The 21,938-nt window shown below is 71.0% G+C and carries 23 protein-coding genes; 10 read left to right on the forward strand and 13 right to left on the reverse strand.

All coding sequences use genetic code 11. The annotated features are described in order from the left end of the window. The first annotated feature begins 180 nt into the window (after window positions 1–180). Window positions 181–450: a hypothetical protein gene (locus ACFT9I_RS36845; RefSeq protein WP_382571791.1), complete on the forward strand. Its 270-nt coding sequence runs from the start codon at window positions 181–183 to the stop codon at window positions 448–450. Between the two features lie 40 nt (window positions 451–490). Here ACFT9I_RS36845 and ACFT9I_RS36850 read toward each other — a convergent pair whose 3' ends face one another. Continuing rightward, window positions 491–1,261, reverse strand: a complete 771-nt coding sequence (locus ACFT9I_RS36850; protein WP_382571793.1) for a ferritin-like fold-containing protein — start codon at window positions 1,259–1,261, stop codon at window positions 491–493. Between the two features lie 530 nt (window positions 1,262–1,791). Between ACFT9I_RS36850 and ACFT9I_RS36855 the strand changes: the two genes are divergently transcribed. Both ACFT9I_RS36855 and ACFT9I_RS36860 read left to right on the forward strand, forming a co-directional pair. Further along, window positions 1,792–3,615, forward strand: coding sequence for a DEAD/DEAH box helicase (locus tag ACFT9I_RS36855; protein ID WP_382571795.1), 1,824 nt, complete (start codon window positions 1,792–1,794; stop codon window positions 3,613–3,615). Window positions 3,616–3,738: 123 nt separating this feature from the next. Next, on the forward strand, window positions 3,739–4,599 hold the full coding sequence (locus ACFT9I_RS36860) for an alpha/beta fold hydrolase (protein WP_382571796.1): 861 nt from the start codon (window positions 3,739–3,741) through the stop codon (window positions 4,597–4,599). A 21-nt stretch (window positions 4,600–4,620) separates the two neighbouring features. Here the strand turns inward: ACFT9I_RS36860 and ACFT9I_RS36865 are convergent, their stop codons facing one another. Then, window positions 4,621–5,532, reverse strand: a complete 912-nt coding sequence (locus ACFT9I_RS36865) for an NYN domain-containing protein (RefSeq protein ID WP_382571798.1) — start codon at window positions 5,530–5,532, stop codon at window positions 4,621–4,623. 176 nt (window positions 5,533–5,708) lie between these two features. Between ACFT9I_RS36865 and ACFT9I_RS36870 the strand changes: the two genes are divergently transcribed. Beyond that, entirely contained in the window at window positions 5,709–5,861 is a 153-nt protein-coding gene (locus ACFT9I_RS36870) for a hypothetical protein (RefSeq protein WP_187280063.1), read from the forward strand. An 80-nt stretch (window positions 5,862–5,941) separates the two neighbouring features. On the opposite strand, the gene ACFT9I_RS36875 is transcribed toward ACFT9I_RS36870, so the two are convergent. The 4 genes from ACFT9I_RS36875 to ACFT9I_RS36890 all read right to left on the reverse strand — a co-directional run bounded on the left by ACFT9I_RS36875 (window position 5,942) and on the right by ACFT9I_RS36890 (window position 9,081). Next, a complete protein-coding gene (locus ACFT9I_RS36875; RefSeq protein WP_382571799.1) occupies window positions 5,942–6,547 on the reverse strand; it encodes a MarC family protein in 606 nt (201 codons plus the stop codon). A 95-nt stretch (window positions 6,548–6,642) separates the two neighbouring features. Continuing rightward, a complete protein-coding gene (locus ACFT9I_RS36880) occupies window positions 6,643–7,512 on the reverse strand; it encodes a PHP domain-containing protein (protein ID WP_382571800.1) in 870 nt (289 codons plus the stop codon). 132 nt (window positions 7,513–7,644) lie between these two features. Continuing rightward, a complete protein-coding gene (locus tag ACFT9I_RS36885; RefSeq protein ID WP_382571801.1) occupies window positions 7,645–8,283 on the reverse strand; it encodes a DUF6758 family protein in 639 nt (212 codons plus the stop codon). A 186-nt stretch (window positions 8,284–8,469) separates the two neighbouring features. Next, a complete protein-coding gene (locus ACFT9I_RS36890; protein WP_382571802.1) occupies window positions 8,470–9,081 on the reverse strand; it encodes a suppressor of fused domain protein in 612 nt (203 codons plus the stop codon). Window positions 9,082–9,554: 473 nt separating this feature from the next. On the opposite strand from ACFT9I_RS36890, the gene ACFT9I_RS36895 reads away from it, so the two are divergent. Together ACFT9I_RS36895 and ACFT9I_RS36900 are read left to right on the forward strand one after the other, a co-directional pair. After that, window positions 9,555–10,670 carry a magnesium and cobalt transport protein CorA gene (locus ACFT9I_RS36895; RefSeq protein ID WP_382571803.1) on the forward strand — a complete coding sequence of 372 codons (1,116 nt, stop codon included), beginning with the start codon at window positions 9,555–9,557 and terminating at the stop codon, window positions 10,668–10,670. Window positions 10,671–10,737: 67 nt separating this feature from the next. Beyond that, complete coding sequence (locus ACFT9I_RS36900) at window positions 10,738–11,265, forward strand: hypothetical protein (protein ID WP_382571804.1); 528 nt, start codon at window positions 10,738–10,740, stop codon at window positions 11,263–11,265. A gap of 43 nt (window positions 11,266–11,308) precedes the next feature. Here the strand turns inward: ACFT9I_RS36900 and ACFT9I_RS36905 are convergent, their stop codons facing one another. Further along, window positions 11,309–12,025: a hypothetical protein gene (locus ACFT9I_RS36905; RefSeq protein WP_382571805.1), complete on the reverse strand. Its 717-nt coding sequence runs from the start codon at window positions 12,023–12,025 to the stop codon at window positions 11,309–11,311. A 374-nt stretch (window positions 12,026–12,399) separates the two neighbouring features. Here ACFT9I_RS36905 and ACFT9I_RS36910 point away from each other — a divergent pair, with 374 nt between their 5' ends. Genes ACFT9I_RS36910 through ACFT9I_RS36920 form a run of 3 tightly spaced genes read left to right on the forward strand, consistent with a single transcriptional unit; the run spans window position 12,400 to window position 15,469 of the window. Continuing rightward, window positions 12,400–13,674: a magnesium transporter MgtE N-terminal domain-containing protein gene (locus ACFT9I_RS36910; protein ID WP_382571827.1), complete on the forward strand. Its 1,275-nt coding sequence runs from the start codon at window positions 12,400–12,402 to the stop codon at window positions 13,672–13,674. After that, window positions 13,664–14,266, forward strand: a complete 603-nt coding sequence (locus ACFT9I_RS36915; RefSeq protein WP_382571806.1) for a DUF1003 domain-containing protein — start codon at window positions 13,664–13,666, stop codon at window positions 14,264–14,266. Before ACFT9I_RS36910 ends, ACFT9I_RS36915 begins: the two co-directional genes overlap by 11 nt. Before the next feature lie 42 nt (window positions 14,267–14,308). After that, window positions 14,309–15,469 (forward strand): Mrp/NBP35 family ATP-binding protein, encoded by a 1,161-nt coding sequence (locus ACFT9I_RS36920; protein ID WP_382571808.1) that lies wholly within the window; start codon window positions 14,309–14,311, stop codon window positions 15,467–15,469. 78 nt (window positions 15,470–15,547) lie between these two features. Here ACFT9I_RS36920 and ACFT9I_RS36925 read toward each other — a convergent pair whose 3' ends face one another. The 5 genes from ACFT9I_RS36925 to sigE form a co-directional block, all read right to left on the reverse strand. Continuing rightward, window positions 15,548–16,261, reverse strand: a complete 714-nt coding sequence (locus tag ACFT9I_RS36925; protein ID WP_382571809.1) for a hypothetical protein — start codon at window positions 16,259–16,261, stop codon at window positions 15,548–15,550. Between the two features lie 116 nt (window positions 16,262–16,377). Continuing rightward, window positions 16,378–16,854, reverse strand: a complete 477-nt coding sequence (locus ACFT9I_RS36930; RefSeq protein WP_382571810.1) for a sec-independent translocase — start codon at window positions 16,852–16,854, stop codon at window positions 16,378–16,380. A gap of 126 nt (window positions 16,855–16,980) precedes the next feature. Continuing rightward, window positions 16,981–18,891, reverse strand: coding sequence for a trypsin-like peptidase domain-containing protein (locus ACFT9I_RS36935; protein WP_382571811.1), 1,911 nt, complete (start codon window positions 18,889–18,891; stop codon window positions 16,981–16,983). A 90-nt stretch (window positions 18,892–18,981) separates the two neighbouring features. Next, a complete protein-coding gene (locus tag ACFT9I_RS36940; RefSeq protein ID WP_382571812.1) occupies window positions 18,982–19,860 on the reverse strand; it encodes an anti-sigma factor family protein in 879 nt (292 codons plus the stop codon). Continuing rightward, entirely contained in the window at window positions 19,857–20,615 is a 759-nt protein-coding gene (sigE, locus tag ACFT9I_RS36945; protein ID WP_171908355.1) for an RNA polymerase sigma factor SigE, read from the reverse strand. The genes ACFT9I_RS36940 and sigE overlap by 4 nt, the downstream gene beginning before the upstream one ends. Window positions 20,616–20,757: 142 nt before the next feature. Here sigE and ACFT9I_RS36950 point away from each other — a divergent pair, with 142 nt between their 5' ends. Further along, on the forward strand, window positions 20,758–21,423 hold the full coding sequence (locus tag ACFT9I_RS36950) for an O-methyltransferase (protein ID WP_078075229.1): 666 nt from the start codon (window positions 20,758–20,760) through the stop codon (window positions 21,421–21,423). Window positions 21,424–21,708: 285 nt separating this feature from the next. Here the strand turns inward: ACFT9I_RS36950 and ACFT9I_RS36955 are convergent, their stop codons facing one another. Further along, on the reverse strand, window positions 21,709–21,876 hold the full coding sequence (locus tag ACFT9I_RS36955) for a DUF3117 domain-containing protein (protein ID WP_003966491.1): 168 nt from the start codon (window positions 21,874–21,876) through the stop codon (window positions 21,709–21,711). Window positions 21,877–21,938: the final 62 nt, after the last annotated feature.

Consider the following 21,938-nt stretch of genomic DNA (forward strand, 5'->3'; position numbering starts at 1 on the left):
GGCTAAATATTTTTCTAAAGGGTTTAACACCACAACCGCGACTTGGGTGGGGCCGGGGGCTATCCCCCGCCGGGCCACTCCTTTGTTGGGTCTTCGGATCGCGGAGGGTTGCCCCGCGTGCACTCCGGGTAGACCGGGCTACGACCCAATTGGCCAGCGCGCTCGGTGAGGTGATCAGCGGTGATCTTGGAAGCTCTCGGTGCGGTCCTGCTCGGACTGGGTGCCTCGTGGGCCGCGCTCCAGCGGCTGCCCCACCGGCTCCCCTCCCGGCGTCTCGTGCTCGCCGCGGGGTCCCTGGGCTCCCTCTTCGGCGCGATGCTCACACACGCGGCGCTCGGCCCCGGCCACTTCGTGGCCACGCTGATCGGCGCGGTGGTCGTCGGGGCGGTCCTGCTCTCGCTGCTGCTCCGCCCCGCGGGCCACGGTCTGCGGCGCCCGATGCCCTCCTGACGCGTCCCTCCGTCTGCCGACCGGTCTCGGACAGCCGATGTCAGGCGGCCAGTCCCAGCGCCGCCATCCGCTTCGTGTGCGCCTCGGTGATCCGCGAGAACATCCGGCCCACCTCGGCCAGGTCGAAGCCGTCGGCGACCCCGCCCACCAGCATCGTCGAGAGCGCGTCCCGGTCGGCCACCACGCGCTGCGCCTGCGACAGCGCCTCACCCATCAGCCGCCGTGCCCAGAGCGCGAGCCGTCCGCCGACCCGCGGTTCGGCCTCGATCGCGGCCCGGACCTTCTCGACCGCGAAATTGCCGTGCCCTGTGTCATCGAGCACAGCGAGCACCAGTCCGCGGGTGTCGGAGTCCAGCCGCGCGGCCACCTCACGGTAGAAGTCACTGGCGATCGAATCGCCCACATACGCCTTGACCAGGCCTTCGAGCCAGTCCGACGGCGCGGTCTGGCGGTGGAAGTCGTCCAGCGCGGTGGCGAAAGGATCCATCGCGCCGGTCGGATCGGCGTCGATTTCGCCGAGCCGGTCGCGCAGCCTCTCGAAATGGTGGAATTCCGCGGAGGCCATCTTCGCGAGTTCCGCCTTGTCGTCCAGTGTCGGCGCGAGTTTGGCGTCCTCGGCGAGCCGCTCGAAGGCCGCCAGTTCGCCGTAGGCGAGCGCTCCCAGCAGATCCACGACCGCGGCCCGGTACTTCGGATCGGCGGAGGCCGTCGCCCAGTCCTGGGCGGCGATCCCCGTGTGCTCCGCGGCTGCGGATCCGGGCGCGGACCCCGGTGTGGACTCGGGTGCAGTGGCGTTGTCAGACGTCTCCATGGAGCGCACAATAGCCCGCTCGGCGCACGGCGCAGAGCCCGCTCCGCGCACCGCCTAAGGGCCCGGCTGGCAAGTGCGCTCACACTGTTCCGACGAATTCGTCCAACACACATGCGCGATTCCGAGGTACAGTGGTAATGCGCCTGCCGAGTATTCGGTGGGCCATCGCAGTGTTTGACCGGGAGATCTGTCCCGGACAGGCCCCATGAGGATGCCCGGTCGGTGGCCCGATCGGCTCCGACCCCGACCGCCCTCCGCGCGGACCGTATGCACAGCTGCGTACGACCTGCAGATGAGGGGCCCCCTCAGCGGCACGAGCGCTCGAGCGACGGCAGTGGTCCCGCGCCATCCGGCCAATCCACGGCCGGCCGAGTACCCAGGTGCGGTACGACCCCCAGCGTTCGCCTCGCGTCGCGTCTCACAGAAGAGGCAGCACCCTGACTACGACTTTCCGAGACCTCGGAATCCTGCCCGAGACAGCCGAAGCGCTGGAAGCCGTCGGCATCATGTCTCCGTTCCCCATCCAAGAGATGACCCTGCCGGTCGCACTGTCCGGCAAGGATGTCATCGGCCAGGCCAAGACGGGCACCGGCAAGACGCTCGGCTTCGGCCTGCCGCTCCTGGAGCGTGTCACCGTCCCCGCCGACGTCGAGGCGGGCCGGGCCGTTCCCGAGCAGCTCACCAACGCCCCGCAGGCCCTCGTGGTCGTCCCCACCCGCGAGCTGTGCCAGCAGGTCACCAACGACCTCCAGACCGCCGGCAAGGTGCGCAACGTGCGCGTGCTGGCGATCTACGGCGGCCGTGCCTACGAGCCGCAGGTCGAGGCCCTCAAGAAGGGCGTCGACGTGATCGTCGGCACGCCGGGCCGGCTCCTCGACCTGGCGGGCCAGCGCAAGCTCGACCTGTCGCACGTGCGCGGCCTCGTCCTGGACGAGGCCGACGAGATGCTCGACCTGGGCTTCCTGCCCGACGTCGAGCGGATCATCCAGCTGCTGCCGGCGAAGCGCCAGACGATGCTGTTCTCGGCGACCATGCCGGGCGCGGTCATCGGTCTCGCCCGTCGCTACATGTCGCAGCCGACGCACATCAGTGCCACGTCGCCGGACGACGCGGGCGCGACGGTCGCCAACACCACCCAGCGTGTCTACCGCGCCCACTCCATGGACAAGCCGGAGCTGGTCGCGCGCATCCTCCAGGCCGAGGGCCGCGGGCTCGCGATGATCTTCTGCCGTACGAAGCGTACGGCCGCCGACATCGCCGACCAGCTGGCCCAGCGCGGCTTCGCCTCGGGCGCCGTCCACGGCGACCTGGGCCAGGGCGCGCGTGAGCAGGCGCTGCGCGCGTTCCGCAACGGCAAGGTGGACGTTCTCGTCTGCACCGACGTCGCCGCCCGCGGTATCGACGTCGAAGGCGTGACGCACGTCATCAACTACCAGTCGCCCGAGGAGGAGAAGACCTACCTCCACCGCATCGGCCGCACCGGTCGCGCGGGCGCGTCCGGCATCGCCGTGACGCTGGTCGACTGGGACGACATCCCGCGCTGGCAGCTGATCAACAAGGCGCTGGACCTGGGCTTCCCGGACCCGCCGGAGACGTACTCGACCTCGCCGCACCTCTTCGAGGAGCTCGACATCCCCGCGGGGACGAAGGGCATCCTGCCGCGTACGGACCGGACGCGTGCCGGTCTGTCGGCGGAGCAGGTCGAGGACCTGGGCGAGACGGGCGGCCGCGGCCGCAAGTCCGCCGGTCCGCCCGCCCGGACGGCCACCGCCGTACAGGAGGAGCGCCCGGCGCGTACGCGTACGCCGCGGCAGCGCCGCCGTACGCGCGGCGGGACCGCCCTGGAGGCCGGCGAGGCGCAGCCGCAGACCGTGCCGACGGCGGCCGACGTGGTCGACACCGTCGAGGGCGCCGACGAGCCGCGCATCCCGCGTCGTCGCCGGCGTACGCGCGTGAGCGTGCCCGCCGACGCGGCCGTGGCGGTCGCCACGACCGTGGCCGAGCCGGCGCGTGACGTGTTCGTCGAGCCGATGGCCCAGCCCGAGGACGTGGCCGACGCCGAGCCGGCCACCAAGCCGCGCCGTCGCCGTACGCGCGCCGCCAAGCCCGCTGTCGAGGCCGTGGACTCCGTCGAGAGCGCGGCTCCGGCCGCGGTCGCCGATGGCGCCGTCACCGACATGGACGCCGGGACGAAGACCGAGACCAAGCCCCGGCGCCGTACGCGCGCCGCCAAGGCCCCGGTCGAGGCCGAGACGGCGAAGGCCGCCGACGTGGTGGAGGCCGACGCCCCCGCCGCCGAGGCCAAGCCGCGCCGCCGCCGTACGCGCGCGGCGGTCGCCCAGCCCGAGAGCTGACGCTTCAACGCCGATGGCCCGGTCCCCCCAGGGGTGCCGGGCCATCGGCGTGTGCGCCGCCCTCCGTAGGAGGCAGCCCGGCCGGGTGAGGCGGCGGTGGACGCGGGGTCTTACGCTCGTCGCATGAGCCGGCCGCCCACGTTCACTCCCCCGCCCCGCACCCGCGCCCTCCAGCTGTCGACGCGGCGCGGGCACTTCGCCGTGCTCGACGCGCGCCCCGAGGGGACGCCGCGGGGCACCGCCCTTCTGCTGCCCGGGTTCACCGGCAGTAAGGAGGACTTCATCGCGATGCTGGAACCGTTCATCGCGGCCGGCTACCGCGCTGTCGCCGTGGACGGCCGCGGGCAGTACGAGTCCGACGGCCCCGACTCCCAAGAGGCGTACGCGCAGGAGGAGTTGACGGCGGACGTGCTGGCGCAGGCGGAGGCGGTCGGGACACCGGTCCATCTCGTGGGGCACTCGCTGGGCGGGCAGATCGCCCGTGCGGCCGTCCTGACGGACGCCGAGCCGTTTCTGACGCTGACGCTGATCTCCTCGGGCCCCGGGCACATCGCCCCCTCCCAGCAGGAGCGGGTACGGCTGCTGAGCGAGGCCCTGGTGCTCACGCACATGGACATGGAGCGGGTCTGGGAGGGCATCCAGGCGATGGAGCCGCCGGAGGAGACGGATGTCGACGGCGGCAGCGCGGATCTGCGCCGCCGCTGGCTGCGCCACAACCCCGCCCAACTGATCGCTACGGGGCGGCAGTTGACGGTGGAGCCGGACCGGGTCGCCGAGCTGGCCGCCGTACGGCCACTGCCCAAGCATGTGGTGTCGGGCGAGCGGGACGACACCTGGCCGGTGCCGTTGCTCGACGACATGGCGCGGCGGCTGGACGCGCGCAGGACCGTGATCGAGGGTGCGGAGCACTCACCGAACACCGATCAGCCGCTGCGTACGGCCGCCGCCCTCAGCGCCTTCTGGGACGACAGCCGCCAGGGCTGAGCGCCGAGCTGGGCACGCGGCTCAGAACTGCGCCTCCAGGTGCTGCCAGAACCCGTCACGCAGCGCCCGTCGCAGTACGGCGTGCCCGCGCAGCGACCGTTGCAGCAGCTTCTCCGCCTCGATCAAGAGGTCCTGGTCCACCGGCCCCGGCAGATAGGGATGGCCGGGCAGCAGCTCCGCCATCGCCACCCGCCCGCGCCCGACCAGCCAGGTCGCGGCGATCTGCGCGCCGATGAAGCGCACCTGTTCGCGCGAGGGCGGCGGATCGCCCTCGTTCTCGTACGTGGTGACCGGCCGCCGTGTCACGTACGGCTTCCAGAAGTCGAGGTCGAAGGTCCGCTGACTGTCGACCTCCCAAAGAAGCGGCTCGGCCTGGTTGCGCCCGTCGCCGGCCTCGATGCCCCAGAGGTGAACGCGCGCGCCGTAGCCCTGTGCGGCCTCGACGGCGGACACCAGGTCCTCGTCACCGCCCACCAGCGCGGCGTCGCTGATGGCGCGGTGCCTGGCGAGCGATTCGAGATCCGTGCGGATCAGTGAGTCGACGCCCTTCTGCTGATTGTTGGCGTTGAGATTGCCGAGGCGGACCTTGACGTCGGGCAGTTCGGCGATGGACTGCTGCTCGGGCGTATGGATACGCCGCCGCGCGCCGTCGTACCAGTAGACCCGCAGCAGCCTGCTGTCCGCGAATATCGTGCGCGCCTTGTCGATGAACGCCTCGATGAGCCCTTCGGCGTCGAGATCGAAGGCCCGCCGGTCCTCGGTCCCCGCTACAAGTAATCCGGCTGCCGCGTAGACGTAACCCGCGTCGACGAAAATGGCGTGGGTGGACGGTGTCTTCGCGACCTCGGCGAGCATCCGCTGGAGCAGTTCGTTCGTGCGCTCCAGGCGGGCGCCGACCTCGGCGATGTCGGGGTTGATCTCTGCCTCGCTCATACGGGGTCCATTGTCCGTGGACGCGACTATACCCGCCAGTAGTTAGCCAACCGAAAAATTTCCTTAGTGTAGGGAATGTTTGCAGAGGGCAAGGCGTTGTGGCCTTATGTAATCAACGATGGGCTACCCGTCACACACAGTTCTCCTACGGAGGATCAGACGAAGGGAGAAGCGATATGCGCTTCGAAATCATGCGACTGAACGATGCTGACGGCACCGCCGTCGACAGCACCGTCGTGGACGCCGCCTCCGTCAATCAGATCGTGCAGCAGGCCGCCTCAACAGGGCAGCGCCTCTATATCCGACCGGCCGTCACCACGGCCTCATAGTTTCCGGATCCATCGGATCCACTGATCGGCACCTGTCGAGACGCCCCCGTACGGACCATCCGTACGGGGGCGCTTTGGTGTCACGCACCCTGGACGACCTGGGTGACGCCGTTGATGATCTGCTGCACGGCGATGGCCGAGAGCATCATTCCGGCGAGCCGGGTCACCAGCACCACACCGCCGTCCTTGATCAGCCGGATGATCACCAGCGAGTAGCGCATCGTCAGCCAGAGCACGGCGTGCATCGCCACGATCGCCGCCCACACCGACACCTGCGCCGCGGCGCCCTCGGCGTGCTGCACGGCGAGGATCACGGAGACGATCGCGCCGGGACCGGCCAGGAGCGGCATGCCGAGCGGTACGAGGGCGACGTTGACGTCCTTCGTCTGCTTGGGCTCGTCGGTCTTGCCGGTGAGCAGATCGAGCGCGATGAGCAGCAGGAGCAGTCCGCCGGCGATCATCAGCGCGGGGACGGACACATGCAGATAGTCGAGGATCTGCTGGCCGAGGAGGCCGAAGACGGTGATCACACCGAAGGCGACGGCCACCGCCTGCCAGGCCATCCTGCGCTGGACCTTGGCGGGGCGCCCGGAGGTGAGGGCGAGGAAGATCGGCGTGATCCCGGGCGGGTCCATGATCACGAAGAGGGTCAGGAAGAGGGAACCGAAAACGGCGGCGTCGAACACGGTGTGGCCTTGCGAGGAGTGGGCGGATGGAGCGGGGGACGCGGTACGCGCGTCTTGTACGGGTCGCTCAGGCCCTGTCCATCGCCGGACAGGACCTACGCCTGTCCGCCCGTGCCGGGGACCGGGAACGCGCCCGAGGCGCGCCGGACGATCTCGCCGTAGATCTCCGGGTCGGTGCTGTACTCCCCGAGCCGGACGGTCTTCCGGCTGCCGTGGTAGTCGCTGGAGCCGGTGGTGAGCAGGCCCAGCTCGGCGGCGAGTCCGCGCAGCCGTGCGCGCGTGGGCTCGTCGTGGTTCATGTGGTCGACCTCGACGCCGTCGAGTCCCGCCTCCGCCAGCCGTACGAGCGCCGCCTCGGCCACGACCGCGCCACGGGTCACGGCCAGCGGATGCGCGATGACGGTGACGCCGCCGGCGGCCTTGACCAGCCGGACCGCCTCGAAGGGGTCCAGCTCGTGCCGGGGCACGTACACGCGGCCGTGGTCGGAGAGCCACTGGGAGGTGAACGCCTCGTCGACCGAGTCCACGATGCCCAGCTCGACGAGCGCCGACGCGACGTGCGGGCGGCCGATCGAGCCGTCCCCGGCGATCCGGGCGACCTGTTCCCAGGTGATCGGCACGCCGAGTTCCTGGAGCTTGGCCACCATCGCCCGCGCGCGCGGCACCCGGTCGTCGCGCACCAGCTCACGCTCGCGCAGCAGTTGGGGCTCGTCGGCGTCGAAGAGGTACGCCAGCATGTGCAGGCTCACACCGTCGGCCCGGCAGGACAGCTCGGCGCCGGTGACGAGGGTGAGGCCGCTGTCCAGCTCGGCGAGGGCCTTGAGCGCCTCGGCATGGCCCCGGGTCGTGTCGTGGTCGGTGAGCGCGACGACGTCCAGTCCGGCGGCGGCCGCGTTGCGTACCAGCTCGGCCGGGGTGTCCGTACCGTCCGACGCCGTGGAGTGGGTGTGCAGATCGATGCGCACGACGCGTACTCCAGGGGCTCGGACGGGCAGGGGACGCTCCAGGATAACGGGCGTACGGGAGCCTCCCGGACGGTCGGGCCCCGGGTCCGTCGGTCCCAGGTCCATCGGCCCCGGCCCGTCCGCCGCGGTGTCTCAGCTCAGCAGGCGCGGGGACAGCGCCCCGCACGGCAGCAGGTCCACCTCGGCGCCCGCGTCCCGCAGATCGGTCAGCACCAGCTCGTCGTACATCAGCAGCCCCGTCTGCTCCGGCCAGACGATCGCCCAGAGCCACAGCCCGAGCGCCTCGCCCGCGAAGACCGCGCGGTCCGGCGGGGCCTCGGGCACATGCCAGAGCGGGGTGGGGCGGCCGGCGGCCAGCAGTTTGGCGTGCGGGGGCTTGTCGACGCAGATGTGCGGGCCCGGGTCGGGCCCGTCGATCCCGGCGTACCGCGCCCCGAGCCCGACGCCCAGTTCCTCGGCGACCAGCAGCAGCTCTCCCGAGCCGCCGAGCGGTCCCGGACCCGAGCACGCGACGGCGGTGGCCCGGCCGCCGCTGCGGTCGTCGCCCGCGTACGCCACGCCGGTGTAGAGCCAGCCGACGGGAAGCGGCCAGGGCATCCAGACGGGGACGCGGGCACGGTTCACCACGACCCCGAGGGCTTCGACGCTGGGCGGTATGACCGGCTGCAGCGGATGCACCGTGCCGTGGGTGTCGCACTGCCAGGAGTCGGCGAAGAGACCGGGCGCCCTGACCCGGCCACCGCACTTCGGGCAACCTGGTTCGCCCCTCATGGGGCCCAACGGTCCTCCCCGGTCGACGCCCCGTCAAGGACGATCACCCGTCCGGCACAGAACCGCGGCAAATACCGGCGGCCTGTACGAGACGGGTACTCCTCCGGGCGGCGTAGGGGGTTCAGGGGCCGGCGCGGTCTTACGCGTACACCGTCGGTCCGGCTCGACGCCGGTCCGGCCGGATCGTCAGTCCAGCGCGACCGAGCCGCGCAGCGGGTCGCGCAGGTCCGTCCCGTGCGCCAGCCACCGCTCCTGGAGCGCCTGCGCGCCCTTGACCCGCTTCCACGCGGCCTCGTTGGGCGTCATCGGGAGCAGCGGCAGGAACCGTACGGGTTCGAGCGGCGCGTCCAGTTCCAGGTCGGGAACCAGCCCGCCGGACTCAGCGACGAGCACGGAGCTGAACGGCGCACCCGGCCACAGGGGTTCACCGACCTCCAGCGAGGCGCCGGCGGCCACGACCAGCCCCTCGACCTGGGGCGACGCGGCCAGTACGGCGAGGGGGCGCAGCACCTTGTCGGTGTCGGCGAGCCCGGCGCGTACGGACAGGACCAGCTCGGCGCGCGGCCCCCGCGCCGGGTCGGCGACGACGACCGTCGGGTCGGCCATCGGCCGCGCGGACATCCCCAGCGTGGCGTACCGCACGACGGCGCCGCCGTCGGAGTCCGGTGACTCCCCGGGGTCGAGGAATCGCAGCACCTCGACGCGGTCCGTGCCCACGAACGTCATCGCGGCGCGCGCGTCCGGTTCGCCGAGAGCCGTGCGCAACCGGGCCTCGACCAGAGAAAGAACTTCTGCCATCCGGTGAGCATAGAACGCCGTCTTAACGGGCAAGAGACCAAATTGGCCCCGATCGGCTGCTAGTCTGGGCCGCCGGTCGGGACAGCGCGCTGAGCGTCGCTCTCCAGTCCCGACACACGTCATCCCCTACGGGGGACCGGCCGGAGGAGGTGGGGCTGCGGTGGATCGAAGTCACCCGGCCAGTACCAGCCGCTCTTCCTCGCGCTGTACCGCCTCACTCATCTGAGGCCCTGCCCCGTACAGGCCCGCGGCATGTCGCACGACGGAAGAGCACTGCACCAGCACTGTTTTGCCTGTCTGTAGCGAACGCCGTCACCGCGTCCTCGCGGTGCCGCCCGCTTTGCGGACGTATGCGCGCAGCGTCGTGGCACGTCATCACGCCGTTCCGGTCTCGTGTCAGCACGTACGCGCGTCACGTCCCCGTTCCGGGCTGCGCCACGCCCCGCCGACGGCCTCTCCGTGAGGAGCCAGCCATGTCGATGATCCGTGACCTGCGTGCGGCGGTCCGTCCGTCCCTGCGCAAGAGCAACACCGCCTACAGCACGTACGACTCCACCCGCGACCCCTCGGCGTCCAGCGCCGTCGTCGACTGCGCCGTCTACCGCGACGGCCGCCGGGTGAAGGACGAGCCGTGCCTCACCCCGCACGAGGCGATGCTGGAGGTGCGCAGGCGCGGCGGCTTCGCCTGGATCGGCCTCCATGAGCCGACCGAGGCCGAATTCGCCGGTATCGCCGAGGAGTTCGGGCTGCACCCGCTCGCCGTCGAGGACGCCGTGCACGCCCACCAGCGGCCCAAGCTGGAGCGGTACGACGACACCCTCTTCGCCGTCTTCAAGACCATCCACTACGTCGAGCACGCCGAACTCACCGCGACCAGCGAGGTCGTGGAGACCGGCGAGGTCATGTGCTTCACCGGCCGGGACTTCGTCATCACCGTGCGGCACGGCGGCAAGGGCTCGCTGCGCGCGCTGCGGCACCGGCTGGAGGACGACACCGAACTGCTCGCCAAAGGGCCGTCGTCCGTCCTGCACGCCATCGCCGACCATGTGGTCGACGGTTACATCGCGGTGGCCGCCGCCGTGCAGGACGACATCGACGAGGTCGAGATCGCCGTGTTCTCGGCGCCCGCCAAGGGCAGCCCGCCGGGCTCGGACGCGGGACGGATCTACCAACTCAAGCGCGAGGTGCTGGAGTTCAAGCGGGCCGTGGCGCCACTGCTGCGCCCGATGCAGCTGCTGAGCGAGCGTCCGATGCGGCTGGTCGAACCCGACGTACAGAAGTACTTCCGCGACGTCGCCGACCACCTGGCCAGGGTGCACGAGGAGGTCATCGGCTTCGACGAGCTGCTCAACTCGATCCTCCAGGCCAATCTGGCGCAGGCGACCGTCGCGCAGAACGAGGACATGCGCAAGATCACGTCCTGGGCGGCGATCATCGCCGTACCGACGGCGGTCTGCGGCGTCTACGGCATGAACTTCGAGCACATGCCCGAACTGGGGTGGAAGTACGGCTACCCGATGGTGCTGTGCGGCATCGCCGTCGCCTGTCTCTCCATCCACCGGACGCTGAAGCGCAACGGCTGGCTGTAGGGCTCCGGGGACGGCCGGGGGGGCAGGGCCTGGGGCCGGTCCGGCAGCACCCCCTAGGCTGCCGGGCATGACAGAAACCGCTCCCGGCTCACCGCTCCTCGGCAAGGCGCTCGTCGAGGAGGCCACCAAGAAGTCCGGCCTCATCTGGGTGCGGGGCACGGGCGCGCCCGCCCGTGCCCTGTGGCACGTCTGGCTCGACGGCGCCGCGCTGATCGTCGGGGACGGCGGCGGCGAGCAGCCCCTGCCGGGGCTGGTCGACGGGTCCACCGCCGACGTGACCGTACGGAGCAAGGACAAGGGCGGGCGACTGGTGGCCTGGACCGCCTCCGTCACCGAACTCGCTCCTCGTACGGAGGCGTGGGAGAGCGCCGTCGCCGAGCTGAAGGGCAAGCGGCTGAACGCGCCGGACTTCGACGCGATGACGGACCGCTGGGCGCGCGAGTCGCGGGTGCTGCGCCTGGAGCCGCGCGACGCGATCACCGACCTGCCGCAGGACTCACAGGCGGCGGCGCCGCTACCGACGTCTGCGACGACGCGCCAGCCCGCCCCGGCGGCCGTGCCGCGGCTGCTGTTCAAGCGCAAGAAGAAGGTCTGACGGGTCTGACGGGTCCTGGGCGGACTCAGGTGCCCGCGCGGACTCAGGTGCTCGGCAGCGTGCTGCCGTAGTCCACCATCGCGCCCTTGGCCGGCGCCTTGAGTGGGAAGTCCTTGCCCCAGTCGCTGAGCGTGAGCGTCCCCGCGTCACCCGCGCGGGCCAGTTGCAGCGGGTACGGCGTACCTTCCAGCGACACGTTCAGCGAGCCGCCCGCGCCTCCGCTGCCGTTGACCGTGATGGTGCGTACGCCGCCGATCTCGGTACGGTCGCCCTTGCCGCGCTTGCCGTGCAGCCCCAGCAGCCCGTCGAGCAGCACGCTCTTGTCGGTGAAGCCCCGCAGCTGGTCGTAGGCCGGATCGTCCTCGGGGACCTTCACGTACTTGTCGTCGAGCTTGTCCGCGGCCTCGGAGTCGGCGTCGCTGGGCTCGCCGCTCGACCCGCCGTCGCCGCCCTTGTCGTCCGCGTGGCTCCAGAAGTCCGCGTCCGCCTTCAGGAACAGCTCGTCCTCGACGCGCAGCAGCTCGAACGTGCCACCGGTCTTGGAGCTGACCGACCCGGTCCCGCCGGCCTCCTTGAGCGACATGTTGAGCTTGTACGTCTGCCCGTCGGTGACGATCGTGCCGGCCAGGCGCACCGCGTCCGCGCTCTCGGCCGCCGTCTTCGCCTTCTTCTCGATCCCGGCGGCCGACAGTTTGCCGACGCCGTTCGTCCCCGCGTCCGGATCCTCGTCGCCGCCGCACGCCGTGAGCGCGACAGTCATCCCGACGCAGAGAGCCACGGGAATCGCGGCCCGGCAAAGCCGGGCGGAGGACCGAAGAAGGGTCACGAACGCACTGCCTCTCATGCGTGACGGGGGACGGCAGACCGCAGCGTACCCGTGCCGACCACGCCCATCGACAACGAGCCCCGGCGACGGATCGCCCGTACCGTACGGACGGATCCGCCAGGGCGGCACGGAGCGGTACGGGCTAGCCTGAACCCGTTGTCGCGGTCGATACGGGGACAGTCACGGGCGTCACGGTCAGGGCCGTCGGCAGAACACACGGACAGACACAGACAGACAGAGACAGACGGATAGACATCGCGGAAAGCCGCGGTCGGCCGCGATCGGTCGTGGACAGGGAGGAGCACATGATGGCGTCGGGCGCCTCCCGGGTCTTCGTCTCGCACCTCGCCGGTGTGCCGGTCTTCGACCCCAACGGCGACCAGGTGGGACGGGTACGCGACCTCGTGGCGATGCTGCGCGTCGGCGGCCGTCCGCCCCGGGTGCTCGGCATGGTCGTCGAAGTGCTCAGCCGGCACCGGATCTTCCTGCCGATGACGCGCATCACGGGCGTCGCCTCGGGCCAGGTCATCACGACGGGCGTGGTCAACATGCGGCGCTTCGAGCAACGTCCCACCGAGCGGCTGGTCCTGGGCGAGCTGCTCGACCGCCGCGTACAGCTCGTGGAGAACGACGAGCAGGTGACCGTCCTCGATGTCGCCGTCCAGCAGCTGCCCGCCCGCCGCGAGTGGGAGATCGGGAAGGTCTTCGTCCGGCGCGGCAAGGCCGGCGCGCTGCGGCGGCGCGGCGAGACGCTGACCGTCGACTGGTCGGCGGTCACCGGCTTCACGCTGGAGGAGGACGGCCAGGGCGCGGAGAATCTCGTCGCGACCTTCGAGCGGCTGCGCCCCGCCGACCTGGCCAACGTGCTGCACCATCTGACGCCGAAGCGGCGCGCGGAGGTGGCGGCGGCCCTCGACGACGACCGGCTCGCCGACGTCCTGGAGGAGCTGCCCGAGGACGACCAGGTGGAGATCCTGGGCAAGCTGAAGGACGACCGGGCCGCCGACGTCCTGGAGGCGATGGACCCGGACGACGCGGCCGACCTGCTCTCCGAGCTGCCCGAGGAGGACAAGGAGCGGCTGCTGGCGCTGATGCGGCCCGACGACGCCGCCGACGTGCGCCGGCTGCTGGCGTACGAGGAGCGGACCGCGGGCGGCCTGATGACGACCGAGCCGATCGTGCTGCGGCCGGACGCGACGGTCGCCGACGCGCTGGCGCGGGTGCGCCGGCAGACCCTCTCGCCCGCGCTGGCCGCCCAGGTCTACGTGTGCCGGGCGCCGGACGAGACGCCGACGGGCAAGTACCTGGGCACGGTGCACTTCCAACGGCTGCTGCGCGACCCGCCGTTCACGCTGGTCGGCTCGATCGTGGAGAGCGACCTGCCGCCGCTGTCGCCCGATACGCCGCTGCCCGAGATCACCGGGTATCTCGCCACGTACAACATGGTGGCCGCGCCGGTCGTCGACGAGAGCGGGTCGCTGCTCGGCGCCGTGACCGTCGACGACGTCCTGGACCACCTGCTGCCCGACGACTGGCGGGAGACCGGGTTCCACGGCCTGGAGGAGGCCGCGAGTGGCCACTGAGCGCGCGGACAAGGACGCGGCGAGGGAAAGGGCCGCGGCGGTCTCGGGAGCGAGCGCCGTGGCGCGTGGGCCGCGCGGACGGCTCGACCAGCCGCGCACGCCGAGGCGCAGACTGCTGCCGGACTACGACCCCGAGGCCTTCGCCCGGCTCTCGGAGCGGATCGCGCGGTTCCTCGGGACGGGACGCTTCATCGTCTGGATGACGCTGACGATCATCGTGTGGGTGCTGTGGAACATCTTCGCGCCCCCGGCGGTGCGTTTCGACGAGTACCCGTTCATCTTCCTGACGCTGGCGCTGTCCCTCCAGGCCTCGTACGCGGCCCCGTTGATCCTGCTGGCGCAGAACCGCCAGGACGACCGGGACCGGGTCACCCAGGAGCAGGAGCGCAAGCAGAACGAGCGCTCCATCGCCGACACCGAGTATCTGACCCGCGAGATCGCCTCGCTGCGGATGGGACTCGGTGAGGTCGCCACCCGCGACTGGATCCGTTCCGAGTTGCAGGACCTGGTGCGGGACCTCGCCGAGCAGCATGTCCTGCTGCCCGCCGAACCGACGCGGGGACGTGACGAAGCCGACCGCCCGGAGCACTGACGCGCTTTCCGGGGCGTGGGCGCCGCGCCGTACCATCTCCCTATGGCTACCGACACGCACGGAACCGTCGCTCCCGCGGAAGACGCGGTACGCGCAGCACTGGCGACGGTGAACGACCCCGAGATCCACCGGCCGATCACCGACCTCGGCATGGTCAAATCGGTCGACATCGGGGCGGACGGCGCGGTGGCTGTCACGATCTACCTCACGGTGTCCGGCTGTCCCATGCGCGAGACGATCACCACGAACGTGACGGAGGCCGTCGCCTCGGTCGCCGGCGTCACCCATGTCGACGTCACGCTCGACGTGATGAGCGACGAGCAGCGCAAGGACCTGGCCACGTCGCTGCGCGGCGGTACGGCCGAGCGCGAGGTGCCCTTCGCCAAGCCCGGCTCGCTGACCCGGGTGTACGCGGTGGCGTCGGGCAAGGGCGGTGTCGGCAAGTCGTCGGTGACGGTCAACCTGGCGGCGGCGATGGCCGCCGACGGTCTGAAGGTCGGCGTCGTCGACGCGGACATCTACGGGCACAGCGTGCCGCGCATGCTGGGGGCCGACGGGAAGCCCACCCAGGTCGAGAACATGATCATGCCGCCGTCGGCGCACGGCGTGAAGGTCATCTCGATCGGCATGTTCACTCCGGGCAACTCCCCGGTGGTGTGGCGCGGACCGATGCTGCACCGCGCGCTCCAGCAGTTCCTGGCCGATGTGTACTGGGGCGATCTGGACGTCCTGCTGCTCGACCTGCCGCCGGGGACGGGCGACATCGCGATCTCGGTGGCACAGCTCGTGCCGAACGCCGAGATCCTGGTGGTCACCACGCCGCAGCAGGCCGCCGCGGAGGTCGCGGAGCGGGCCGGGTCCATCGCCGTACAGACCCATCAGAAGATCGTCGGCGTGGTCGAGAACATGGCGGGCCTGCCGTGCCCGCACTGCGACGAGATCATCGACGTGTTCGGGACGGGCGGCGGCCAGCGGGTCGCCGACGGGCTGACGAAGACGACCGGCGCCTCGGTGCCGGTGCTCGGCGCGATCCCGATCGACGTACGGCTGCGGGAGGGCGGCGACGACGGCAAGCCCGTCGTGCTCTCCGACCCCGACTCCCCCGCGGGCGCGGCGCTGCGGTCGATCGCGGGCAAGCTCGGTGGGCGGCAGCGCGGTCTGGCGGGCATGACGCTGGGGCTGACGCCGCGTAACAAGTTCTGAGTGTTCCGAGGCAGTTGTAAGGGGCGCCCGCCATTGGCGGGCGCCCCTTACATGTGCGTGCTGGGCGGTGGCCCTCGGCTACTCCGGGACGTACGAGTTGATGTCCTCGATCACCGAGAAGCCGAGGCCGTACGCGCTCATGCCGCGACCGTACGCACCGATGTGCACCCCGGCCGCGGCTCCGGCTCCGGCCCCGTCCTCGGCCGAGTCGGTGGAGCCCGTTGAGCCCGTTGAGCCCGCGAGCACCCAGCCGAATTCGGATTCGCGATAGTGGAACGGCGTCGGGACGCCGTCCACGGGGAGCGAGAGCACCGACCAGGCGGAGCCGTTCAGATCGTCGGCCAGTTCGAAGGCCGTCTCGGTCTGCTGGTCCAGCCAGTCGTCGCGCAGCGTGTGGTCGAGCTGCGCGGGCCAGGTCGACAGCAGCAGCGCCGAACCGGCCAGCCAGGCCGCCGAGGACACCGTCGTGGCGTCGAGGACGCCCGTGCCGTCACCGCTGCGCCGTACGGGGCTCGCGGCGACCGTGACGACAGCCGCGAAGCGTTCCTTCTCCGCGCCTGACGCGTCCGGTCTTATCGACGGCTCCTCGCCGTGTCCCGTGGAACCGTGCTGGACGGTGCCGTCCGCCGCCGTGCCCACCTGCATGAGCCATCTGGGGCCGGTGAACGCGTCGTCCAGTCCGTACCAGGGGAAGGTGGCCCGCAGATAGCCCTCGACCGTGCGCCGGGCACCCGATGCCCCGTCCGCCGTGCCGGCCGCGCCCTGGGCCCCTACCCGACTTGTCGTCTCCATCTGTCCGGACCGCCTCCTCTATCTCGGAGTCCGGAGCGGCCCGCCCTCACGGACGTCTCACTACCGGACAGATGGAGGATAGCCACCCGTTACCGGCTCGCCGGGCAGGGCGGCCATCAGGTGGCGTCTGCGTCGAAAGGCGGGCGATCGGCCTGTTGGGGCTGTTCGGGCTTCTTGAGCAGGTCAGAGGTGCCGGACGGGCTTTTCGTCAGGCTCGTCGCCGCGGCTTCACCCGTGCCGCTGTCGCTCGCGGCGGTGTCGCCGCCCTTGCCGTGGACCGAGTCCGCGACGTCGTTGATTTCCTTCTTGAGGTTGAAGCTGCTGCGGATCTCCTTCAGCCCCAGATCGTCCTCGTGCTCCGACAGCTGCTTTCGGACGAACTTCTTGGGGTTGAGGTCCTCGAAGTCGAAGTCCTTGAACTCCGGTCCCAGCTCGGAACGGATGTCCTCCTTGGCGTTGTCGGAGAACTCGCGCACCTTCCGGATGAAACGGGAAACGTCCTGGATGACCTTGGGCAGCTTGTCCGGGCCGAAGACGAGCACGGCGAGAACCACGAGCGTCACCAGCTCGAGCGCGCCTATGTCATTGAACACCTAGCTGCTCCTTGTGTTCTCCGTGCCCGCAGGCGAGACCTTGTCGGCCTGGCCTGTGTTGGGTCGAGGCCCGGGCCGCTCCACGGTACCCGGCAGACCTGGCCGGACGGTACCTTCATTCGACACTCACCTGCCTTCCGCGCTGCCGAGGACCAGAGTCATGGTCCGCTCTTTACCTCCGCGGGTCAGTGTCAGCTCCAGTTCGTCACCGGGGCGGTGCGAACGGATCTTCACGATCAGCTCCTCGCCGCTGTGCACCCGCTGGCCGTCCACCTCGGTGATGATGTCGCCGGTCCTGATGCCCGCCTTCGCGGCCGGTCCGTCCTCCTCCACCGACGGTCCGCCGTCGGCGCTCTTCGCGCCGACCTTGGCGCCGTCGCCCGTGTACTCCATGTCGAGCGTGACGCCGATCACGGGGTGCGACGCCTTGCCCGTGTTGATCAGTTCTTCGGCGACGCGCTTGCCCTGGTTGATCGGTATCGCGAAGCCGAGTCCGATGGAACCGGCCTGGGCGCCGTCCGGCGTTCCGCCGCCGTCGGCGCCGCGGATCGCGCTGTTGATGCCGATGACCTGCGCCTTCGAATTCACCAGCGGGCCACCGGAGTTGCCGGGGTTGATCGGTGCGTCGGTCTGGAGGGCGTCGACGTAGCTGATGTCGCTGCCGTCGCCCTTCTCGCCGCCGGCGGTGATCGGGCGCTCCTTGGCGCTGATGATGCCCGCCGTGACCGTGTTCTGGAGGTCGAAGGGCGCGCCGATCGCCACGACCGGGTCGCCGACCTGGACGTTGTCGGAATTGCCGAGCGGTAGCGGCTTGAGTCCGGAGACTCCGGTGACCTTGACGACGGCGAGGTCGTAGCCGCTGTCCTTGCCCACGAGCTTCGCCTTGGCGGTCTCGCCGCCGCTGAAGGTGATCGAGATGTCGCCGGACTCACCGGCGGGGTCGACCACATGGTTGTTCGTCAGGATGTGGCCCGTGCGGTCCAGGACGAAGCCGGTGCCGGTGCCCTGCTCGCCACCGCCGCTGACATGGAGGGTGACGACGCTCGGCAGGGCGCTGGAGGCGATCCCGGCGACGCTGTCGGCCGGGCGGCCCCCGCCGTCGTTGCCCGCCTGGGGCAGTTCGACGCTGGTGAGGCCGCCGTTGCGCTCGATGTACGCGCCGACGCCACCGCCGATGACGGCGATGCAGAGCCCGAGCGCCAGCGCGCCCACGAGGCCGATGCCCCGGCGCTTCCTCCGGGGCTCGCCGGGGTCGGGGTACGACAGCGTCTGCTGCTGCCCGGGGGTGCTCCAGGGGTCGTACTGCAGCCACTGGGTGGGCTGGGGCTGCTGCGGGTGGGGGCCCTGGGGCGGGGGAAGCTGCTGGGTCCCCGTCTGCGGGTGCGGGAGGGGCTGTGGGTGGGGCTGCTGAGACTGCTGCTGCGGAGGGGGCAGCGGCGGGCCCGCCATCGGCTGCTGGGCGCCCTGCGGCGGGACGCCGTAGCCGGACGTCGGCTGGGGCCCCGGCACGGGCTGTGGCCGGCCGGGCGCCGCCTGGCCGGTGTAGTGCTGCGGCGGGATGGGCGTGCCCTGCGCCGGGGTGGGCACGGGTCGCTGTACGGGGGGTGCGGGCGCCCAGGGCCCGGGGCCGCCGTAGGGCGGGGTGCTGTAGGGGTCGGGCTCGTGCAGCGGCTGCGGCCGGCTCTGCGGACCCGTGGCCGTCCCCGCCTCTGTGCTGTCCGCGCCCGTTCCCGCTGCCGCTGCCGCGCTCACCGCTGAGGGCGCGCGCTCGGGCGGGGCGAGGAGGTGGTCCTCGGGATCCGGGTCCGGCTCGGACACGCGCTCCGGCACGCTGTCGACCGGTTCGGCCGGTTCAACCGGTTCGGTGACCGCCGCGCGGTCGGGATTCGGGGGGACTTCATCGGTGACCGGCGACAGTTCCGTCGTCTCCTCTGTGTTCCGGTGCTCCGGTACGTCGGGCTCCCGCGGTATCGCGCGTCCCGATGCCGGGCGGCTCCACCATTTCGCCTTGGGTCCGGTGGGCTTGCCGTCGTCCATGCTCTCCCCGCACCTGCCTCGTCCGTGCCCCGACAAGGGCACCCGTGCAGGGATTCAACCAGGTTTACGAATGTCCGCGCAGGGACCCTGTCACCGACGCTGCGAAAGCGGCACGCCGGGCTGGGTGGGCGCGGCGAGGTGGGTGGGGTCCGGGGTGGCCGTGGGAGTGGTCAGTCCCGGGCTCGCCGCCAGTTGGAACGCCGTGCCCGTAGGACGTATCAGGGGCGCGGCGGGGAAGTGGTTGAGAACCGCCGACTGGAACGGGTGAGGGGTGAACGGCGCCCGCATCGTGCCGGGGGCGAGCACCGGCGCGCTGTCGAGGGACTGCGGAAGAATGCCGCCCCGCTCGCCGCCCTGCCTGCTTCGCGTCCCGTTGCCGGGAGGTGTGGTGGTGGCCCTGGTCAGCGGTGTGATGCCCGCGCCGGCCCCGCGCGCGGCCGTGTCGGCCGTGGCGCCCATGGGCAGTGCGCCGAGCGCCATCGCGGCGAACGACACCGCGCTCGCGGCGGCGAAGGCGAACCGCCGGCCGCGCCACGGCGAGCGCTCGGCCTCGGCGCGCCCCACGTCGTGGATCCTGAAGCCCCCATCGGAGCCGGAGCCGCCACGAAGGGGGGATGCGTGGGGTCCCGTCGGGCGGTAGCCGAACGCGTCGCTCCGGACGCCGAAGACACCGCTGCTGAAGGCCGTGCCGTCGAACGGGCCGGGGGCCTTGTCCTCGCCGTCCTCGGTGGGTCCGCCGGGCAGTCCCTGGAGCCGGGCGAGAAAGCCTTCGGACAGCGGCGGGGGCGCCGACTGTGCGAACGCGTTCTTCAGCCTGCGCTGGGCGTCGGCCTCCGCCTTGCACTTGGCGCAGGTCGCGAGGTGTGCGAGCACACGCTCCCGGGCGTCGTGACCGAGCTCCCCGTCCACCAGGGCGGCGAGCCGGTCCCCCAGGTGTTGCTCCGCGGGGGTCGGTCCTGTGCCACTCACGCGAGTCCGCCCTCCCCGGCCACGCTCGCGAACGTGCGCTGCTCGGCCCGAGCCTCGGGAGAACGGTGCGAGAGGGCCTTGCGCAGGTGCGAACGGCCTCGGTGGATCCGGCTGCGCACCGTGCCGAGCTTCACGCCGAGCGTGGCGGCGATTTCCTCGTACGACAGTCCTTCGATGTCGCACAGGACGACCGCGGCCCGGAATTCGGGAGCGAGGGTGTCCAGCGCCTGCTGCACATCCGCGTCGAAGTGGGTGTCGTGGAAGACCTGCTGCGGTGAGGGCTCACGGCTGGGCAGGCGCTCCGCCGCGTCGTCACCGAGCGCGTCGAAACGGATCCGCTGCTTGCGGCGGACCATGTCCAGGAACAGATTGGTGGTGATGCGGTGCAGCCAGCCCTCGAACGTGCCGGGCGTGTACGTCGACAGGGACCTGAAGACCCGGACGAAGACTTCCTGGGTCAGATCCTCGGCGTCGTGCTGGTTGCCCGTGAGACGGTAGGCCAGGCGATACACGCGGGCGCTGTGCGTGCTGACGATCTCCTCCCAGCTGGGAGGCGTCCACGCCTGCGATTCCGCATCCGATGCGAAGGTCGCCGTAACTGCGGAGTCGGTCGAGCGAGAACGGTCAGCGAAGTTGGTCACGGATTTCGGCTCACCGGCCGACCTGAGAAAGCGCTTGAACGCTCCTCCCCGATCCGCAGGCGCAGCCGCACCTCCCCTATCGACTCTGGTGGTGTCCAGCGGAGCACCTACCATAGCCACCTCGCCCGTTAGCTCCGGATAAGAATCTTTGCCTGAATTTGCGCCTGGTCCCAGGTCTTCATCCATGTGTTCCCCCACGCCTTCATAACGCCCGGTCCCATCAGCGGGTTCCCGCGTGCAGCGGATACAGTCACCGGTGCGCCAACTACGGGGACAGGAGAGGGTCATTACCGCCAACCGGCAGACAAGCTGGGCGTTCGCCGACGCTTTTGTCGCCGAGGACGAGGCACTGCGCTGGGCCCGCGACAGGGCCCGGGACATGGGGCTCCGCTCGGTGTCACCGGGCACGGGCGCCGCGCTTCGTCTGCTTGCCGCCACGGCGGACGCCAAGGCGGTGGCGGAGATCGGCACGGGTACCGGGGTCTCCGGGATCTATCTCCTGAACGGGATGCGGCCCGACGGCGTACTGACCACGGTCGACACGGAGCCCGAGCGGCAGCAGTTCGCCCGTGAGGCGTTCCGGGCGGCCGGCTTCACCAACAATCGCGCGCGCTTCATCCCCGGCCGGGCCCGCGACGTACTGCCCCGGCTCGCCGACGGCGGCTACGACCTCGTCTTCTGCGACGGGGACCGGCTGGAGTGCCTGGACTATCTCGCTGAATCGTTGCGCCTGCTGCGACCAGGGGGGCTGGTGTGCTTCGAGGGCGTCTTCGCCGACGGCCGTACGGTCGATTCGGCGGCCCAGCCCCACGAGGTGCTGCGGCTGCGCGAGCTGCTGCGCACGGTCCGGGAGATGCAGGACGAGCTGCTGCCGTCGCTGCTGCCGGTGGGCGACGGGCTGCTCTGCGCCGTACGCCGCTAGGGGGTGTCTTGTCGATCAGGCCGGATCAGGGAGCGCCCGCCGCGGCAGCGGCTGATGTCTCGTTGGTGCGTGCGATCGCAAGGCGGAGGAGGGAGGCATGGCGGAGCCATGCCGACCGACGACAACGCGGCGAGCGTGCGTGCCAGGGACCGCGAGCCCGGCAAGATCGGCAAGACACCCCCTAGAGCTTGTTATTGGATTCTGTCGGGCGGAGAACGGCATAAAGCTGCCCCGCCACGGAGGTGTCCGCGGCGGGGCAGCACGAGAGTGCGCGTTCTGTCCGCGTCAGCCGACGACCTTCTTCAGGGCGTCACCCAGCGCATCCGCCTCGTCGGGGGTCAGCTCGACGACCAGCCGACCGCCGCCTTCGAGCGGAACGCGCATGACGATGCCCCGCCCCTCCTTGGTCACCTCGAGCGGGCCGTCGCCCGTCCGCGGCTTCATGGCCGCCATGCTCGTTCCCCTTCCTGAAACCAGCTCATCGCAGCCGGCGGCCCCATGACAGGCGCTGTGTC

This window comes from Streptomyces sp. NPDC057137 (assembly GCF_042670825.1).
GTDB lineage: Bacteria > Actinomycetota > Actinomycetes > Streptomycetales > Streptomycetaceae > Streptomyces.

Coding starts and splice junctions, on each gene's coding strand:
- ACFT9I_RS36860 (WP_382571796.1), top strand. CDS start 3,739: ATGAGCCGGCCGCCCACGTTCACTCCCCCGCCCCGCACCCGCGCCCTC.
- ACFT9I_RS36910 (WP_382571827.1), top strand. CDS start 12,400: ATGGCGTCGGGCGCCTCCCGGGTCTTCGTCTCGCACCTCGCCGGTGTG.
- ACFT9I_RS36885 (WP_382571801.1), bottom strand. CDS start 8,283: ATGAGGGGCGAACCAGGTTGCCCGAAGTGCGGTGGCCGGGTCAGGGCG.
- ACFT9I_RS36955 (WP_003966491.1), bottom strand. CDS start 21,876: ATGGCGGCCATGAAGCCGCGGACGGGCGACGGCCCGCTCGAGGTGACC.
- ACFT9I_RS36850 (WP_382571793.1), bottom strand. CDS start 1,261: ATGGAGACGTCTGACAACGCCACTGCACCCGAGTCCACACCGGGGTCC.
- ACFT9I_RS36895 (WP_382571803.1), top strand. CDS start 9,555: ATGTCGATGATCCGTGACCTGCGTGCGGCGGTCCGTCCGTCCCTGCGC.
- ACFT9I_RS36855 (WP_382571795.1), top strand. CDS start 1,792: ATGACCCTGCCGGTCGCACTGTCCGGCAAGGATGTCATCGGCCAGGCC.
- ACFT9I_RS36870 (WP_187280063.1), top strand. CDS start 5,709: ATGCGCTTCGAAATCATGCGACTGAACGATGCTGACGGCACCGCCGTC.
- ACFT9I_RS36920 (WP_382571808.1), top strand. CDS start 14,309: ATGGCTACCGACACGCACGGAACCGTCGCTCCCGCGGAAGACGCGGTA.
- ACFT9I_RS36925 (WP_382571809.1), bottom strand. CDS start 16,261: ATGGAGACGACAAGTCGGGTAGGGGCCCAGGGCGCGGCCGGCACGGCG.
- ACFT9I_RS36900 (WP_382571804.1), top strand. CDS start 10,738: ATGACAGAAACCGCTCCCGGCTCACCGCTCCTCGGCAAGGCGCTCGTC.
- ACFT9I_RS36935 (WP_382571811.1), bottom strand. CDS start 18,891: ATGGACGACGGCAAGCCCACCGGACCCAAGGCGAAATGGTGGAGCCGC.
- ACFT9I_RS36865 (WP_382571798.1), bottom strand. CDS start 5,532: ATGAGCGAGGCAGAGATCAACCCCGACATCGCCGAGGTCGGCGCCCGC.
- ACFT9I_RS36890 (WP_382571802.1), bottom strand. CDS start 9,081: ATGGCAGAAGTTCTTTCTCTGGTCGAGGCCCGGTTGCGCACGGCTCTC.
- ACFT9I_RS36905 (WP_382571805.1), bottom strand. CDS start 12,025: ATGACTGTCGCGCTCACGGCGTGCGGCGGCGACGAGGATCCGGACGCG.
- sigE (WP_171908355.1), bottom strand. CDS start 20,615: ATGGTAGGTGCTCCGCTGGACACCACCAGAGTCGATAGGGGAGGTGCG.